Source organism: Paraburkholderia sp. A1RI-2L, from assembly GCF_048957375.1.
Taxonomy (GTDB): Bacteria; Pseudomonadota; Gammaproteobacteria; order Burkholderiales; family Burkholderiaceae; genus Paraburkholderia.
On record NZ_JARBTA010000002.1, the window covers coordinates 481,625 to 495,397 of the forward strand.

Annotated in this window: 16 protein-coding genes; 5 read left to right on the plus strand and 11 right to left on the minus strand. The window is 64.4% G+C overall.

Annotation, left to right across the window (positions count from 1 at the left end; genetic code table 11):
• Positions 1–211: 211 nt before the first annotated feature.
• From asd to leuC, 6 genes are all read right to left on the minus strand, one after another.
• Complete coding sequence (asd, locus tag PWP93_RS17000) at positions 212–1,333, minus strand: aspartate-semialdehyde dehydrogenase (protein WP_421045229.1); 1,122 nt, start codon at positions 1,331–1,333, stop codon at positions 212–214.
• An 82-nt stretch (positions 1,334–1,415) separates the two neighbouring features.
• The gene (locus tag PWP93_RS17005; protein ID WP_421045230.1) at positions 1,416–1,589 is read right to left on the minus strand and encodes a hypothetical protein; all 174 of its coding nucleotides are present in this window, start codon (positions 1,587–1,589) and stop codon (positions 1,416–1,418) included.
• Positions 1,590–1,693: 104 nt separating this feature from the next.
• Complete coding sequence (gene leuB, locus PWP93_RS17010; RefSeq protein WP_421026006.1) at positions 1,694–2,761, minus strand: 3-isopropylmalate dehydrogenase; 1,068 nt, start codon at positions 2,759–2,761, stop codon at positions 1,694–1,696.
• A 35-nt stretch (positions 2,762–2,796) separates the two neighbouring features.
• The gene (gene leuD, locus PWP93_RS17015) at positions 2,797–3,447 is read right to left on the minus strand and encodes a 3-isopropylmalate dehydratase small subunit (protein ID WP_421045231.1); all 651 of its coding nucleotides are present in this window, start codon (positions 3,445–3,447) and stop codon (positions 2,797–2,799) included.
• An 80-nt stretch (positions 3,448–3,527) separates the two neighbouring features.
• Positions 3,528–3,668, minus strand: a complete 141-nt coding sequence (locus PWP93_RS17020; RefSeq protein ID WP_421026008.1) for an entericidin — start codon at positions 3,666–3,668, stop codon at positions 3,528–3,530.
• Positions 3,669–3,697: 29 nt separating this feature from the next.
• The gene (leuC, locus tag PWP93_RS17025) at positions 3,698–5,107 is read right to left on the minus strand and encodes a 3-isopropylmalate dehydratase large subunit (RefSeq protein ID WP_421026009.1); all 1,410 of its coding nucleotides are present in this window, start codon (positions 5,105–5,107) and stop codon (positions 3,698–3,700) included.
• A gap of 481 nt (positions 5,108–5,588) precedes the next feature.
• Between leuC and PWP93_RS17030 the strand changes: the two genes are divergently transcribed.
• Positions 5,589–6,395 (plus strand): MipA/OmpV family protein, encoded by an 807-nt coding sequence (locus tag PWP93_RS17030; protein WP_421045232.1) that lies wholly within the window; start codon positions 5,589–5,591, stop codon positions 6,393–6,395.
• 9 nt (positions 6,396–6,404) lie between these two features.
• Here the strand turns inward: PWP93_RS17030 and PWP93_RS17035 are convergent, their stop codons facing one another.
• A complete protein-coding gene (locus tag PWP93_RS17035; protein WP_421045233.1) occupies positions 6,405–6,761 on the minus strand; it encodes a hypothetical protein in 357 nt (118 codons plus the stop codon).
• A 99-nt stretch (positions 6,762–6,860) separates the two neighbouring features.
• A complete protein-coding gene (locus PWP93_RS17040) occupies positions 6,861–7,625 on the minus strand; it encodes a M48 family metalloprotease (protein WP_421045234.1) in 765 nt (254 codons plus the stop codon).
• Positions 7,626–7,870: 245 nt separating this feature from the next.
• Between PWP93_RS17040 and PWP93_RS17045 the strand changes: the two genes are divergently transcribed.
• The 3 genes from PWP93_RS17045 (at position 7,871) to PWP93_RS17055 (ending at position 9,781) form a co-directional block, all read left to right on the plus strand.
• Positions 7,871–8,890, plus strand: a complete 1,020-nt coding sequence (locus tag PWP93_RS17045) for a TerC family protein (protein WP_421045235.1) — start codon at positions 7,871–7,873, stop codon at positions 8,888–8,890.
• Between the two features lie 139 nt (positions 8,891–9,029).
• A complete protein-coding gene (locus PWP93_RS17050) occupies positions 9,030–9,329 on the plus strand; it encodes a zf-TFIIB domain-containing protein (protein WP_421045236.1) in 300 nt (99 codons plus the stop codon).
• A 41-nt stretch (positions 9,330–9,370) separates the two neighbouring features.
• Positions 9,371–9,781 carry a TerB family tellurite resistance protein gene (locus PWP93_RS17055; RefSeq protein ID WP_421045237.1) on the plus strand — a complete coding sequence of 137 codons (411 nt, stop codon included), beginning with the start codon at positions 9,371–9,373 and terminating at the stop codon, positions 9,779–9,781.
• 152 nt (positions 9,782–9,933) lie between these two features.
• Here the strand turns inward: PWP93_RS17055 and PWP93_RS17060 are convergent, their stop codons facing one another.
• From PWP93_RS17060 to PWP93_RS17070, 3 genes are all read right to left on the minus strand, one after another.
• Positions 9,934–10,590, minus strand: coding sequence for a response regulator transcription factor (locus PWP93_RS17060; protein WP_421026016.1), 657 nt, complete (start codon positions 10,588–10,590; stop codon positions 9,934–9,936).
• A gap of 3 nt (positions 10,591–10,593) precedes the next feature.
• A complete protein-coding gene (locus PWP93_RS17065) occupies positions 10,594–11,967 on the minus strand; it encodes a sensor histidine kinase (protein ID WP_421045238.1) in 1,374 nt (457 codons plus the stop codon).
• A gap of 105 nt (positions 11,968–12,072) precedes the next feature.
• Positions 12,073–12,921: an alpha/beta fold hydrolase gene (locus PWP93_RS17070; RefSeq protein WP_421045239.1), complete on the minus strand. Its 849-nt coding sequence runs from the start codon at positions 12,919–12,921 to the stop codon at positions 12,073–12,075.
• A 281-nt stretch (positions 12,922–13,202) separates the two neighbouring features.
• Here PWP93_RS17070 and PWP93_RS17075 point away from each other — a divergent pair, with 281 nt between their 5' ends.
• Positions 13,203–13,667 (plus strand): VOC family protein, encoded by a 465-nt coding sequence (locus PWP93_RS17075; RefSeq protein ID WP_421045240.1) that lies wholly within the window; start codon positions 13,203–13,205, stop codon positions 13,665–13,667.
• Positions 13,668–13,773: the final 106 nt, after the last annotated feature.

The following is a 13,773-nucleotide window of genomic DNA, read 5'->3' on the forward strand; positions in this document are numbered from 1 at the left end:
ACGGCTTCAAATCGAACGATCATCAGATGCCCTGGCACACCGCTCGCGCGGCAGTCGATGAAACGGGGTTTGTTGTGGGTGAACCGGCCAGTTGTGCCCGGCGCACGAAAGCCCGGCGCACGGAAACCTTCCGGAAATAAAAAAGCGCCGCGACTGGCGCGGCGCTTTTATCACCCTGTCTACGCGTCATTAGGCGCGTAGTTTAATTCATTCACTTGTCGAGCAGAATGCGCAGCATACGGCGCAGCGGCTCGGCGGCGCCCCACAGGAGCTGGTCGCCGACCGTGAAGGCGGACAGATACTCGCCGCCCATCGCGAGCTTGCGCAGACGGCCGACCGGCACCGAAAGCGTGCCCGTGACGACTGCCGGCGACAGATCGCGCATCGAAGCTTCGCGCTGGTTCGGCACGACCTTGACCCAGTCGTTGGCCGAAGCGAGGATGCCGTCGATCTCGTCGAGCGGCACGTCCTTCTTGAGCTTGATGGTGAGCGCCTGCGAGTGGCAGCGCATCGCGCCGATGCGCACGCACAGACCGTCGACCGGAATCGAGCCCGGCTCGCCCATGGCAGGCTTGCCGAGGATCTTGTTGGTTTCGGCGCCGCCCTTCCACTCTTCCTTCGACATGCCGTTGCCGAGGTCCTTGTCGATCCAGGGGATCAGCGAGCCCGCGAGCGGCACGCCGAAGTTCGCCGTGGGCATGGCGTCGCTGTTCATGGTGGCGAGCACCTTGCGGTCGATGTCGAGAATCGCCGACGACGGATTCGCGAGGTCGCTGGCCACGGCGGCGTTGAGCGCGCCCATCTGCGAGAGCAGTTCGCGCATGTTCTGCGCGCCTGCGCCCGAAGCAGCCTGGTACGTCATGGCCGTCATCCAGTCGACGAGGTTTTCGCGGAACAGGCCGCCCAGTGCCATCAGCATCAGGCTGACCGTGCAGTTGCCGCCGATGAAATCCTTCTGGCCCTTGACGAGTGCGTCTTTGATAACGTCGAGGTTGACCGGGTCGAGCACGATGACCGCGTCATCCTTCATGCGCAGCGAGGAAGCCGCGTCGATCCAGTAGCCGTTCCAGCCCGCTGCGCGCAGCTTCGGATAGACCTCGTTGGTGTAGTCGCCGCCCTGGCACGTGATGATGATGTCGCACTTCTTGAGCTCATCGACGCTGTTCGCGTCCTTGAGCTTCGTCTCGTTTTTGGCGAACGACGGCGCTGCGCCGCCTGCGTTGCTGGTGCTGAAAAACACCGGTTCGATCAGGTCGAAATCGCGTTCTTCCTGCATGCGCTGCATCAGCACGCTCCCGACCATGCCGCGCCAACCTACGAGACCTACGTTCATGATTAACCCTTGAAATGGACAACTTCCCCGCTTCGCTCGCCCGGCGTGGCCGCGCGGGGAATTAAGCGGGCACGACGAGCGATCAACGAGTGATGATCGTTTTGGTAATAATCGTTTTCGTGGTGTTTTGCGTGGCGATAGCGAGCGAAATCGCACGGGCCGTGCCGTGGATTTTCGAAACAAAGGTGATCTGGGAGATCGTCGCCATCGGAGCAATATACACGAAAACCGCAATTTCGCGCGGGGCTACCCGCATTTTCCACTATTTTCGATACGCCTTATCGGCGCTGCCGTTTTAAACCCGCGCCTCGAAAAAAGGGCACGCCTGATTCAACCGAGGCATGCCCTTTCGCGATGGCTTTACAGCGCCGCGACCACCGCGTCTCCCATTGCGGCCGTGCCGACCTGCTTGCAGTCCGGCGTGACGATATCGGCGGTGCGATAGCCCTGCTCGAGCACCTTCTTCACCGCGTTCTCGATGCGGTCCGCCTGTTCGGCGCGGCCCAGCGAGTAGCGCAGCATCATCGCGGCCGACAGAATGGTCGCGAGCGGATTGGCAATGCCCTTGCCCGCGATGTCCGGCGCCGAGCCGTGCGAAGGCTCGTACAGGCCCTTGTTGTTCTTGTCGAGCGAGGCCGAGGGCAGCATGCCGATCGAGCCCGTGAGCATCGCGGCTTCATCCGAGAGGATGTCGCCGAACATGTTGCCGGTGACCACCACATCGAACGCCTTGGGCGCCTTCACGAGCTGCATGGCGGCGTTATCGACGTACATGTGCGAGAGCTCGACGTCCGGGTATTCCTTCGAGACATCGATCATGATGTCCTTCCAGAACTGCGAGGTCTCGAGCACGTTGGCCTTGTCGACCGAGGTGAGCTTCTTCTGGCGCTTTTGCGCGGCCTGGAAGGCCACGTGCGCGATGCGGCGTACTTCGGGCTCGGCGTAGCGCATCGTGTCGAAGCCTTCGCGCGCACCCTTGAAATTGCCGTCCGGCGCTTCGCGCGTGCCGCGCGGCTGGCCGAAGTAGATGTCGCCATTCAGTTCGCGCACGATCAGGATGTCGAGGCCCGAAACGATTTCCGGCTTGAGCGACGAAGCGCCCGTCAATTGCGGATAGCAGATCGCCGGACGGAAGTTTGCGAACAGCTCCAGATGCTTGCGCAGGCCCAGAATGGCCTGCTCGGGACGCAGCGCGCGCTCGAGCTTGTCGTACTTCCAGTCGCCCACGGCACCGAACAGGATCGCGTCGGCGGCCTTCGCCAGCGCGAGCGTAGCCTCGGGCAGCGGATGGCCGCTCGCCTCGTAGCCCGCGCCGCCAACGGGCGCTTCTTCGAGCTCGAACTTCTCGCCCAGAGCGCCCAGCACCTTGACGGCTTCCTTGACGATCTCGGGACCAATGCCGTCGCCCGGCAACACTGCAATCTTCATCCTGTGATTCCTCGTTGTATGTCGTTCTGCGTTGATCAGATGACGCGGTTCTTCAGCCACGGCTGGCGCGCGAGGCGCTCGGCTTCGAACTGGCGGATCTTGTCGGCGTGGCGCAGCGTGAGGCCGATGTCGTCGAAGCCGTTCAGGAGGCAGTAGCGGCGGAACGCGGCCACTTCGAACGGGTATTCCTTCGCGCCGTCCACCGTGCGCACGACCTGCCTGTCCAGATCGACGGTGAGCTGGAAGCCGTTGAACGCATTCGTTTCGTTGAACAGATGATCGACGTCCGACTCGGAGAGCACGATCGGCAGCAGGCCGTTCTTGAAGCAGTTGTTATAGAAAATGTCGGCGAAGCTCGGCGCGATGATCGCGCGGAAACCGTACTGATCGAGCGCCCACGGTGCGTGCTCGCGCGAGCTGCCGCAGCCGAAGTTCTTGCGCGTGAGCAGAATGGATGCGCCCTGATAGCGCGGCTGGTTCAGCACGAAGTCCGGGTTGAGCGGGCGCTTCGAGTTGTCCTGACCCGGCTCGCCGTGGTCGAGGTAACGCCATTCATCGAAGGCATTCGGGCCGAAGCCGGTGCGCTTGATCGACTTGAGGAACTGCTTCGGGATGATCGCGTCGGTGTCCACGTTTTCGCGATCGAGCGGCGCCACGACGCCGGTGTGTACGATGAATTTTTCCATGATCCGTGATCCTGATGGATGCTGATCGCGCCAGGCGCTTTCAGGACGAAGCCGAAAGCGCCGGCAGCAAGCCAGGCGGGTTAGAGCTTTTTCTGCACTGCGCGCGACGCGCCGCTGATGTCCTCGCCCACGCCGGCCACGGTGTTGCAGCCGGCCAGCGCGAGGAGCCACCCCGCCATGGCGAATAACGCCGCGCGACGCGCGAGTGCAGAGACCTTCATCGCTCTTTTCCTTGTTCCTGGTTCAGTGCTCAAGCCAGCTTGCGAATGTCGACGAAATGCCCTTCGATTGCCGCTGCGGCGGCCATGGCCGGGCTCACGAGATGCGTGCGCCCGCCCGCGCCCTGACGGCCCTCGAAGTTGCGGTTCGAGGTGGACGCGCAACGCTCGCCCGGCTCCAGGCGGTCGGCGTTCATCGCGAGGCACATCGAGCAGCCCGGCTCGCGCCATTCGAAGCCCGCTTCCGTGAACACCTTGTCGAGGCCTTCGCGCTCGGCCTGCGCCTTCACGAGGCCCGAGCCCGGCACGACCATCGCGAGACGAATGTTCGACGCCACGCGGCGGCCGAGCTTCTTCACGACGTAAGCGGCCGAGCGCAGGTCTTCGATGCGCGCGTTGGTGCACGAGCCGATGAAGATCTTGTCGGGCTTGATCGACTCGATCGGCGTGTTCGGCTCGAGCGCCATGTACTGGAGCGCGCGTTCCATCGCGTCGCGCTTGACCGGGTCCTTTTCGCGCTCGGGATCGGGCACGCGGCCGTCAATCGAGGTGACCATCTCCGGCGACGTGCCCCAGGTAACCTGCGGCACGATGTCGGCGGCAGTGAGCTCGACCACGCGGTCGAACTGCGCGCCGTCGTCGCTACTGAAGGTTTTCCAGTACTCGACGGCCTGATCCCACTCCACGCCTTGCGGCGAGAACGGGCGGCCCTTCAGGTAGTCGATCGTGGTGTCGTCCACGGCGACCATGCCCGCGCGCGCGCCGGCTTCGATCGCCATGTTGCACACGGTCATGCGGCCTTCCATGGAGAGACCGCGGATCATCGAGCCGCCGAACTCCATGGCGTAGCCCGTGCCGCCCGCCGTGCCGATCTTGCCGATGATGGCGAGCACGATGTCCTTCGCGGTGCAGCCGCGCGGCAGCTGGCCCTCGACCTTCACGAGCAGGTTCTTGCTCTTCTTCTGCAGGAGCGTTTGCGTGGCCAGCACGTGCTCGACTTCCGAAGTGCCGATGCCATGTGCAAGCGCGCCGAACGCGCCGTGCGTGGAAGTATGCGAGTCGCCGCAAACGATGGTCATGCCCGGCAGCGTCGCGCCCTGCTCCGGACCGACGATGTGGACGATGCCCTGGCGCTGGTCGTTCATCTTGAACTGCGTGATGCCGAAGGCGTCGCAGTTCGCGTCGAGCGTGTCGACCTGGAGCTTCGAGACCGGGTCGGCGATGCCGTGGCTGCGGTCCGTGGTGGGCACGTTATGGTCGGAAACGGCCAGGTTCGCGCTGATGCGCCACACCGGGCGCTCGTGCATCTTCAGTCCTTCGAATGCCTGCGGACTGGTGACTTCGTGCAGCAGCTGACGGTCGATATAGAGGAGCGTCGTGCCGTCGTCTTCCGTGTGGACCACATGGGAGTCCCACAACTTGTCGTAGAGCGTCTTTGCCATGATATGCGGGGATTGAATGACTGCGAGTGACCGCGGGGATGGTGCGTTATGAATCGATGTTGTGAACCGATTATGCCACGCGAAACGCGCCGCCCGCATCGCCTCGGGCGAAAAAAAGCGATAAAAAACAGTGAGTTGGGTGGTAGTGACGATACCTGTATCGATGTTACCCGGCGAGCGGCGCCAGCCGTTCACGGCTGCGCCGTTGCGCACGCGCGCCGGGAAACCCTTGTTTTTCCGGTTGTTTTTCCGAAGGCTGTGCGAGCCGGCACGCCGATTGCGTGACGCGCGACGCCGCACGGACGGCGAGAATATGGTTCCATCACACTGAATGAACAGACACCGCGCGCCTGTGGTCTGCTCACTCCAGGAACAGGTCCCATCAGGCAATCACGGAGGCCCAATGCTTTTCGCACCTCGCATGCCCCGAAGGAAGTCCCCTTGCGCTCTGCAGAGGGCGCCGCTCGCCGCCGCGGCCTGCATGCTCGCTGCCTTCGCGCCGCACGTCATGGCACAAACGCCTTCGCCGCTCGGCGAGTGGCAGTATTCCGCCGGCATCCCGCTGGAAAAGCTGTTCGAGCCCGACCGGCCGCCCCTGGAAGCGCGCCTTGGCGTCGGCGCAACCTTCCAGCCGCGCTACGACGGCTCGGAGCGCTATCACATGCTCGTCGGGCCGAGCATCGACATCCGCTACAAGGACCTCCTGTTCGGCTCCACCGGCGAAGGCTTCGGCGTAAACGTTCTGCAGGGCCAAAACTGGCGCATGAGCGTGGCCGCCGCCTACGATCTCGGGCGGCGCGGCCACGACGACCCCGAGCACCTGAACGGTCTCGGCAACATCAACCCGGCGCCCGAAGTGAAACTGGCTGCGGAATATGTCGTGTCGAAGGAATTTCCGCTGGTATTTCGCGCGGCGTTCACGCGCAGCTTCGGCGGCTCGAACGGCTGGACCGCCGACCTGGGCGCCTATATGCCGCTGCCTGGCAGCAACGAGACGTTTTACTGGTTCGCCGGCCCCTCAGTGACCTTCGCCGACTCGAACTACATGCAAAGCTGGTTCGGCGTGACGCCGCAGCAAGCTGCCGCTTCCGGCTACCGGCAGTACAGTGCCAGCGCGGGCCTGAAGTCAGCGGGTTTCGGCATCACGATGGTGTATTTCGTGAACAAGCACTGGTTCGTCAGCGCCGATGGCGCCCTGCGGCGCCTGCTAGGCAGCGCCGCAGACAGCCCGATCATCCAGAGCAAAACCGATGGGGTCTGCGATATTTCGATTAACTATCAGTTCTGAGGCCGGCTTTTATCGGCAACCGGCGTCGCGAAACGCCTTCTCGGCATCCTGTCGCTGGTGGTATGCCTGCATGGTATTGACCTGCTCGCCGCTCTCGCCGTAGTTCGGAACAACCGCGTTTGACTGGGCCGGACCCGGCGACCTGAACGACTCGCTATAGGAATCGGCAAGATCCCGGCAGCGCTTGTCGAACCTCGACGGGTTCGTTGCAGCCGGTGCGATCGCAGTGTTGAGGTTCTGCTGGAGTGGGCCGCCGTATTGCCGGACTGGCGTATCGAGCGGAATCGGGGGCCCACCGGCCTGAGCATGAACACTGCCCGTCAATGCGGCAACCCACAGCGGGACGAAGAGAAAGCGGGCAATCATGTGTGGCGCCGGAGCAAAGTGAAAGCAGGCATCGTAGCGATGAAGTCCGGACGCACACCTGACACGCATCAAACTCCGTTCGATGCATGTCTGCCCCCATCACCCTTCCTTATTGATCCGGTTCTGAATGTGCTCGGCACGGCTTGGCGAGGACGGATGCGAACTCATCATCGAATTCTGGCCGCCGTCGAGCGTCGCCAGCTTCTGGAACGCCGTGACCAGTCCGCGCTCATTCATGCCCTTCTTCTTCAGCAGATCGAAGGAATAGTCGTCCGCCGCGCGCTCCTGGGACTGCGAGAACTGCGCGTTGATGAACTTCTCGGTCAGGTCGCCGAGCTGTGACGAGCTCAACGCCGCCGCGCCCGAGATGCCGGTGGCGCCCACGGCTGTTCTGGCCGCGCTCACGGCCCAGGCCGTCTGCATCGCCTTCTTCGAATGGCCCAGCGCGACGTGCCCCATCTCGTGCCCGATTACGCCGCGCAGTTCGTCGTCGCTCATCATCTCCATCAGGCCGCTATAGACACGCACGCAGCCGTTCGCCATGGCCCATGCGTTGACATCCTTCTGCATGTAGACCTTGTAGTCGATCTTCTGCCCGTTCAAGGCCATGTCGCCGAAGCCGCTCATCACGCTCGCGAGCCGCTTCGCATAGGCGCTGCCGGGCGCCGCGACCGGAGACTTAGCATCGCTCGCCTGGCACGCCTCGACCGAGACGGTTATCACGTCGTTATCCGAAAGGGTCGCGGCTTTGAGCAGCGTCGATCCGGCCGAAACCGCGGCATTGGGGTCGATATTCTGAAGACCGGCGCAGGCACTCAATGCCACCGCAAGACCGCAGACCATGCCCGCTCTGATTGGCGTCATTCTTGTCATTCCTCGTTGTTTTCAAAGCCGACAAATTTAGCACCGCATTTTTCGGGGATAAGCGAAGCGCGAAACATAAGTCTCTTCGCTGGATCCATGTCAAACATCGAGCCTCCTATGCCAAAGCGCTCGCATTCGCCTCCCTCATTCACGCCTCATTCTTCGTCGTTACGCTGACGTTTGGGCCGAGGCCCGAACGCGCCCCATGCAGCACGGCATCACAACGTCACGATAAGGACCGCCCCATGCTCCCGCCGCTTTTCACTGCCAGCTTCCTCGGACAGCCTGCCTGGCTCTGGGCCGCCTTCCTCGCGGTGGTGATCGTGTTGCTGGCGCTCGATCTGGGCGTGCTCCATCGCGACGACCGCGAGATCGGCATCCGCGAAAGCCTGTGGCTCTCGCTCGGCTATATCGCAGTGGGCGTGCTGTTCGGCGGCTTCATCTGGTGGCAGCTTGGCGCCGCGCCGGCCACCGAGTACCTCACCGGCTACCTCATCGAAAAATCGCTCTCGCTCGACAACGTGTTCGTGATCGCGTCGATCTTCGGCGCGCTCGCGGTGCCGCGCGTGTATCAGCATCGCGTGCTGTTCTGGGGCATCGTCGGCGTGCTGGTGCTGCGTGCGATCATGGTCGGGCTCGGCGCGGCGCTGGTCGCGCGGTTCGAGTGGATGCTGTTCGTGTTCGGCCTCTTTCTCGCCGTGACCGGCGTGAAGATGCTGCTCGGCTCGAAGGAAGAGGCAAGCGGGAAGGCCAGCGAAAAAACCGGCGTGGAAGACAGCAAGATCCTGCGCCTGATCCGCCGCGTACTGCCCGTCACGCCGCAGCTCGAAGGCGGCGCGTTCATCGTGCGGCGCGCGCATCCGTCGACCGGCAAGCTCAAGCGTTTCGCCACGCCGCTGCTGGTGGCGCTGCTGATGGTCGAGTTCGCCGATCTGATCTTCGCCGTCGATTCGATCCCGGCGATCTTTTCGATCACCACCGATCCGTTCATCGTCTACACGAGCAACATCTTCGCCGTGCTCGGCCTGCGCGCGCTGTTCTTCGCGCTCGCGGCCATGGCGCACCGCTTTTACTACCTCAAGCATGCGCTCGCGCTCGTGCTGGTTTTCATCGGCGCGAAGATCTTTCTGGTGGGCATCGTGGGCAAGATTCCCGCGCTGCTGAGCCTCGGCGTGACGGCGGCGCTGCTCGCGGGCGGCGTGGTGGTGTCGCTCATCAAGACCCGGCCGCATGACCACGAGGGCGGCAGTCTGGAAGCACGGTAAGCGGATCGCGGATCGAAGGCAAAGGCGCCGTCCTCATTTTTCGCTCATTTTTCTCTGCGAGGATGAATTCCATCGCAGCCGCGCCGGCCCGCAGCGCCGGGTCCACCGGCTGCGACTGTCAATCTCTTTGGAGCGCATCATGAAATGCCCGAACTGCCCTGACACCACGCTCGCGATCTCGGAACGTCAAGGCGTCGAACTCGACTACTGCCCGCAATGCCGCGGCGTCTGGCTCGATCGCGGCAAGCTCGACAAGCTGATTGACCGCGCAGCGGCATCGCGCGCCGTCTCGCAGCAATATCTCGACGACGGCTACAGTGCGCAGCAAGGCTCGCATCACGGCAAACGCCTCGACGATCACGGGCAGCGCCGCGCGCACGAACGTCAAGGCGGCCATGGACGCCGCCGCAAATCGTGGTTCGGCGACCTGTTCGACTGAACGGCCGCGCCTCGATGCTTCCACCTCCGGGACACCCGACCATGCGAACCTACACCAGCAACAGCCCGCAGGCTGCGGGCCGGATCGTCGCCATCGCCCTGCTTGCCAATGGCCATCTCAGCGCCGACGAACTCGCGGCCGTGCATCACGCGCGCATCGCGGACCGGCTCGGCCTCGCGCCCGGTGAATTCGGCACGATCCTGCAAGACCTTTGCGAAGATCTGCTCACGAACGCGCACCTGAACTGGAGCGACGCCTGCAAGCTCGACTCCGGCGTGATGCAGCAAGTCATGCGCGAACTCGAAGATCCGGCGCTGCGCGCCGAGGTGCTGAGCCTGTGCCTCGTCGCGATCCATGCGGACCGCCATCTCGCGCAGAACGAAGCCGACTGGGTCGGCGCGCTCGCGACCGCGTGGCGCGCGCATCCGTGGCAGCGGCTGCTGGCCTCATGAGCGCCTCATCGCTACGATAGCGCCGCCCGCACTTCACCTTCATAGCCTCCGGTTTCGGCGTGCGCCCAGGCGCCTCCCCCGCTTCGCATGCCATTCGGCGAGCACCACGCTCGCCGTTTTTTCTCTTTACGGCGGACGTCAAACGTCGACGATCAAACGCACACGGCCCAGCCCAGCCCGCGCACATTGCGAATAACCGCGTGACCGAACTTGCGCCGCACGCTGTAGATCACGGCGTCGACGGCGTTGCTCTCCACCTCCTCGCCCCAGCCGTAGAGTCGCTCTTCGAGTTGCTGGCGCGAGAGAATCGCCCCGGGCCGCTCCAGCAGCGCGAGCATGAGCGCGTACTCGCGCGCCGAAAGATCGTCGGTCCGACCGTCGAAGGCGAGACACCGCGCATTCATGTCGAGCGTCACGCGCGCACTGCCCATCGTCGACGAAGCGAAGCCCGACTTGCGCCGCACCACCGCGCGAATGCGCGCGAGCAGCTCCTTGCTCTCGAACGGCTTGACGAGGTAGTCGTCGGCGCCGAGGTCGAGGCCTTCGACGCGCGTATCCACATCGTCGCGCGCGGTGATGATGATGACCGGCGTGGCGTCGTTGGCTTCGCGCAGGCCGCGCAGCACGTCGAGGCCGTTCATGTCGCCCAGGCCCAGGTCGAGCAGCACGGTCGTGTACGAGCCGTCGCGGATGGCCGCGCGGCCGCTCTCGCCCGTGCGCACCCAGTCGACGCTATATGTGGCGTCCTTCAATGCCCGCAACAGCGCCGGCCCGATCAGCAGATCGTCTTCGATCAGGAGAATCCGCATTGCTCAGTTTTCCTCAGTATCTGGTTGCGTCGGTGAGTGTGGTTCGCCTCCGGTCAGCGGCAGCTCGATGCGCGCGACGATGCCGGACTGCCCGTCACTGCGATTTTCCAGCGTCACGCGAGCGCCGTAACGCTGCGCCAGCGCCTGCGCGATCGCGAGCCCAAGGCCGCTGCCTTCGGCGTCGTTGCCGCGCGCGCGAAAGAAGCGGTCGAACACATGCGGCAGGTCTTCCACGGCAATGCCGGGGCCGTCGTCGGTCACTTCGATCGTGGCCGTTTGCGCATCGCGGCGCACCGTCACGTCGACGCGCCCGCCCTCGCGCCCGTAACGAACCGCGTTGTCGACCAGATTGCGCACCAGCATGCGCATATCCGCCTCGGTCGCCCGCACGCTCGCGTCGTCCAGACGCTCGACGCCCAGATCCACGCTGCGCGCATCGGCGAGCGGCAGCAGATCGGCCAGCACGTCGGTCACGAGTTGCGGCAATGCGATGTCGGCGACCGCGCGCTGCGCGCCGCCGATCTCGGCGCGCGCAAGGCCGAGCAATTGCGACACCAGCGAACCCGTGCGCGCCACGCCGCGCCGCAGTTCTTCGAAGCGTTCGTGGTACTGATCGGGCGGCGCGGCGCGCAGGTTGTCGATCTGCAACTGCATCGCCGAAATGGGCGAACGCAGTTCGTGCGCAGCATCGGCGATGAACTTGCGCTCGGCGTTCAGGAGCACCGAAAGGCGCTCGATCATGCGGTTGATCGACTCGACGAAGGGTCGCAGTTCCACAGGCGCCTTCCGCGCATCGAGCGGCTTGAGCTCGTGCAGATCGACTTTCGCCGCGCGCCTCCCGACGCGCTCCAGCGGCCGCAGCGAAAGCCGCACAGTCACGGCGATCGTCAACGCGAGCAGCGGCAGCAGCGCGAGCACCGGCAGCAGGCTCCAGAACGCCACGCGTAGCGCATTGCGGTTGCGCATGCTGCGCGACTCCGCGACCTGGATCTGCTCGTCGCCGGTGGCGAGCGCGAAGACGTCCCAGGCCTCGCCATCGTATTGGAGCGAGGAGTAGCCCTTCGGCGCGCGCGGCAGCGCGATGTCGGGGTCGCTGGTGCGGCTGGGCGCGGTAGTGTCGTGGGCGGACCAGATCTGCACGACGAGGTCGTCGGAGGGAAGACGCACGCCGTTCGGCTCGCTGCTCGGCCCGGCATGACGGTGCGGCACGCCGGACTGCACGTGCGCGGCGGCATCGCGCAGGCTCGCGCTGAATTCGCTCGCGAGGCTGCGCACCACCAGGAAAGTGCCGAGCGAGCCCAGCAGGCCGACGAAAATCGCCAGCGTACCGATGGCGATGCTCAGGCGGCGGTGCAGGGAGTTCGCGGCAAAAAACATGGAGCGGCTCAGGAATTGGGGCGCGCTCCATCATAAAGGATTCGCCGTGGGCGGCTGTGGACGAACGGCGGCCAACCCGGCGGCCGCTCGCCCGGCATCGACAATTCACGCCGCGCAAAGGCGCGCGAAGGCAGCGATATCCGCGTTCACACGCGCAGCCTGGTTCAGGTACATGCCGTGCGTGCCGCCTTCGTAGACCTTGAGCGCGGCACGCACGAGCAGCGCCGCAGTGGGCCTGCCGGTCAACTCGAGCGGCGCCGATGCATCGCTATCGCCGTGCAGCACGAGCGCGGGCACGTCGATGCGCGCAAGCTCGCGGCGAAAGTCCGTCGAGGTCTGAATCCGGTTCAACTGCACCGCCGCGTGGAGCGAGGCGCGCAGCATCATGTCGGCGGTCCACTGGATCGCGGCGCGCGATGTGCCTGGCGCGAAATACTCCAGCGCGCGCCGCTCGATCCAGTCGGGAAACGAAGTCAGGATCTCGTCGAGCGAGGCCGCGAACAGGCTTGCGTCGAGGCCGTTGGGGTTGTCGGCGGTCTTGAGCAGATAAGGCGTCGAGGCCGGCGCGAGCAGCACGATGCCCGCCACGCGCCGCGCGCCGTGACGGCTCAAATAGCGCACGATTTCGCCGCTCGCGAACGAGTGTCCCACGAGCGTCACGCCCGAGAGATCGAGCGCGTCGAGCACGCCCTCCAGATCGTCGGCGAGCGTATCGTAGTCGTAGCCTTGCCCGGGATCGTTCGAACGTCCGTGCCCGCGACGGTCGTACGCCACGCAGCGAAAACCGTCTTTCGCGAGCGGCACGCTCTGGTACTGCCACATGTCGGCGTTGAGCGTCCAGCCCGAAAGGAAAACGAGCGGCGCGCCCGTGCCCCAGTCGCGATAGTGCAGCGCAGTATGGTCGTTCACGCGGATAAAGCCAGGCAGGGTCGCAAGACGCGCATCGTGGTTCATGGTCGTCGCTCCTTTCGTTGATGAGATTGCTGCGTGGCAGATGACCTCATAGTCGACGAGCGCACGAGCGCCGGCGATTACCCCGCAGGTAATGACGGGTGCGCGCTCCACGGATGCTCGGATATCCGCAGCACAGCGGCAGAACGAGGCTACCACGCACACAAATTGCGCTGCTGCCGGATTCGCGGCTCGTGTACCCACGCGGTCCTCGCCCACCGCTTTGCATGGGACCGGACCCGGCACTCAAGCGTCAGGTCCGGTCACAACTCAAGGAGACGATCATGAACAGCACCTCTAAACGTCCGGCTTTCGGAGCAGCCCTCTACTACCGCGATCCGTTCGCAGCGCTCGACTGGCTCGAAAAGGCGTTCGGCTTCACACGCCAGTTCGTCGTGACCTCGCCTGACGGCAAGCTCTGCCACTCGGAGATGCGCTTCGAAGACGGCTACGTGATGATTTGCGGCGAGTGGCCCGGCATGCCTGCCACGAGCCCCGCCGCGCTCGAGGGCAAGAACACGCAGTCGGTGCACGTGCAGCTGAAGAGCGAAATCGATACGCACTGCGAACGTGCACGCACGGCGGGCGCGAAGATCTTGCGCGAGCCCGACGACCAGTTCTACGGCGACCGCGTCTACGTGGCGTGCGACCCGGAAGGCCATGTGTGGAGCTTCGGCCAGACCGTGCGCGAAGTCTCGCGCGAAGAGGCCGAGAAAGCGAGTGGGCTGAAGATCGATGGGTGGATTTGAAAGAGAAACGTTGAAAGAGAAACGCCCCGACCAGGCAAACCCGGTCGGGGCATTTTCGTTTCGCTCAGCTTGGTCTCACACAGCGCGCCGCGTGAACACCACTCGG

Bases quoted from the DNA above. Each gene is read 5' to 3' on its own strand.
- PWP93_RS17055 (WP_421045237.1), top strand. From the start codon at position 9,371: ATGCGAACCTACACCAGCAACAGCCCGCAGGCTGCGGGCCGGATCGTC.
- leuC (WP_421026009.1), bottom strand. From the start codon at position 5,107: ATGGCAAAGACGCTCTACGACAAGTTGTGGGACTCCCATGTGGTCCAC.
- PWP93_RS17065 (WP_421045238.1), bottom strand. From the start codon at position 11,967: ATGTTTTTTGCCGCGAACTCCCTGCACCGCCGCCTGAGCATCGCCATC.
- leuB (WP_421026006.1), bottom strand. From the start codon at position 2,761: ATGAAGATTGCAGTGTTGCCGGGCGACGGCATTGGTCCCGAGATCGTC.
- PWP93_RS17030 (WP_421045232.1), top strand. From the start codon at position 5,589: ATGCTCGCTGCCTTCGCGCCGCACGTCATGGCACAAACGCCTTCGCCG.
- PWP93_RS17070 (WP_421045239.1), bottom strand. From the start codon at position 12,921: ATGAACCACGATGCGCGTCTTGCGACCCTGCCTGGCTTTATCCGCGTG.
- PWP93_RS17005 (WP_421045230.1), bottom strand. From the start codon at position 1,589: ATGCGGGTAGCCCCGCGCGAAATTGCGGTTTTCGTGTATATTGCTCCG.
- PWP93_RS17035 (WP_421045233.1), bottom strand. From the start codon at position 6,761: ATGATTGCCCGCTTTCTCTTCGTCCCGCTGTGGGTTGCCGCATTGACG.
- PWP93_RS17050 (WP_421045236.1), top strand. From the start codon at position 9,030: ATGAAATGCCCGAACTGCCCTGACACCACGCTCGCGATCTCGGAACGT.
- PWP93_RS17060 (WP_421026016.1), bottom strand. From the start codon at position 10,590: ATGCGGATTCTCCTGATCGAAGACGATCTGCTGATCGGGCCGGCGCTG.
- PWP93_RS17040 (WP_421045234.1), bottom strand. From the start codon at position 7,625: ATGACGCCAATCAGAGCGGGCATGGTCTGCGGTCTTGCGGTGGCATTG.
- PWP93_RS17045 (WP_421045235.1), top strand. From the start codon at position 7,871: ATGCTCCCGCCGCTTTTCACTGCCAGCTTCCTCGGACAGCCTGCCTGG.
- PWP93_RS17075 (WP_421045240.1), top strand. From the start codon at position 13,203: ATGAACAGCACCTCTAAACGTCCGGCTTTCGGAGCAGCCCTCTACTAC.
- asd (WP_421045229.1), bottom strand. From the start codon at position 1,333: ATGAACGTAGGTCTCGTAGGTTGGCGCGGCATGGTCGGGAGCGTGCTG.
- leuD (WP_421045231.1), bottom strand. From the start codon at position 3,447: ATGGAAAAATTCATCGTACACACCGGCGTCGTGGCGCCGCTCGATCGC.
- PWP93_RS17020 (WP_421026008.1), bottom strand. From the start codon at position 3,668: ATGAAGGTCTCTGCACTCGCGCGTCGCGCGGCGTTATTCGCCATGGCG.